This is a genomic window from Dokdonella fugitiva (genome assembly GCF_004342425.1).
GTDB classification, from domain to species: Bacteria; Pseudomonadota; Gammaproteobacteria; order Xanthomonadales; family Rhodanobacteraceae; genus Dokdonella_A; species Dokdonella_A fugitiva.
The window spans coordinates 1-1,339 of sequence record NZ_SLWQ01000029.1 but is presented as its reverse complement, the minus strand read 5'-3'; the positions used below and the strand labels follow the sequence as shown (position 1 = coordinate 1,339).

Here is a 1,339-nt window from a genome sequence, read left to right as displayed (position 1 = left end):
GTGCGCCGGCAGCAGCTCGACCGCATGCCCGAGTCGCGCGAAGCGGCGCGCCCAGTAATGCGCCGAACCGCAGGCTTCCATCACGACGCGCAGCGGCGGGCGATTGTCGAGCACGCGTGCGAACGCGGTTCTATTGAGCCGCCGGCGCTCGACGATGCGTGCACCGGCATCGGCGAAGGCGAGTTCGAACACGTCCTTGGCGAGGTCGATGGCGACGGTGGAAATGGCGACATTGTTCGGCGTAGCATGCATGGCGGACTCCTCTCGCGATCCCGTGTCCTGAAGGCTAAACCTTTCAGTCTGGCTCATCGAAGCCGTGTGGCGACACGAGGGGACCATTCGATCATCCAAGCCGACGCCGCTTCGCGGCGCGGCTTAACTCAGGTGTTAGGGTGGATGTATGGATATGCGTCACGGTATTCACCGATTAAAACTTGTCTGGGCGGTGCTTTGTGTTGCTGTCGCCGGTTTTCTCATGTTCATGTTTGCCACCGGTGCTCCCGACTCGCCCGAAATGGGCCGCATTTTTCTTGGCATTGCTGTTGTCACAGCTAGCCTTGCAGGCCTTCCTTTTGTCAGTTTACCCATTGACCTTCGGGTGTGCCTTGGCATCGTCGGCGTTCTCGGCGGCTCCGCCTACATTTCTGGAGCGGGAAAGTGGCCAGAAGGTTTTTTCATAGCACTTGTTTTCGCAGTTTTGCTATATGCAGCCATTTGGGTCGTCAAGGGGTTCTTTCGCAAGCAGCGCCCCTAACATTTCGTTGCAGCCGACCGCGTACGGCGGCGGCTGAACTCAGGGCGTTAGGCCTCAGTCGGGTGCCGTCGCAAGCATGACCAAGAAGAGCCTGATCGCTTTGGTGCTCGTGGCGTTCGTCGTCTTGGTCGTGCTATCGCTCGTCCGTGGCGCGCCTTACCTCGAGACACCTCTGGTTGGTGGATTGCCGCTCGGGAATGGCTTGGTCGCCCTGGGGCTCTGTGCCTTGTCGAGCACGGCAGTGGTACTCAGCGTGCGGGGCTCTGCGCTACGCGCCGCCTCTCTCGTCTCGTTAGTCGGGGCCACGCTCTGGCTTCCAATATCAGTCGCCTTGGCGGGTAATCCGCAACTCAACTTCAGCGGTGGGCGTGGTTCCGTGTGGCTGGTGTTTAGCGTGGCAGTCTTCGCCGCCGCATGCTTTACTTTGCTCTGGGCGTTGGGGGCAGCGGCGCTAGCCAAGATCAGGGGCGCAGGTGCGGCCTAACAATTCTGTATGGACTCCCCTTGCAAGTGACCGAGTGAGTTCGCTTTGGCAAGCGGTGCGGTTGCAGTCGTGTATTCGGCCTTGCGGTGAGCAGAAGGTGC

1 protein-coding gene and 1 pseudogene are annotated in these 1,339 nt (G+C 60.5%); one reads left to right on the top strand and one right to left on the bottom strand.

Annotation, left to right across the window (positions count from 1 at the left end; genetic code table 11):
- Window positions 1–252 (bottom strand): annotated as a pseudogene (locus EV148_RS18230) (IS110 family transposase); the annotation flags it as partial.
- A 148-nt stretch (window positions 253–400) separates the two neighbouring features.
- On the opposite strand from EV148_RS18230, the gene EV148_RS18225 reads away from it, so the two are divergent.
- Entirely contained in the window at window positions 401–754 is a 354-nt protein-coding gene (locus tag EV148_RS18225; RefSeq protein ID WP_046742232.1) for a hypothetical protein, read from the top strand.
- The last annotated feature ends 585 nt before the right edge of the window (window positions 755–1,339 follow it).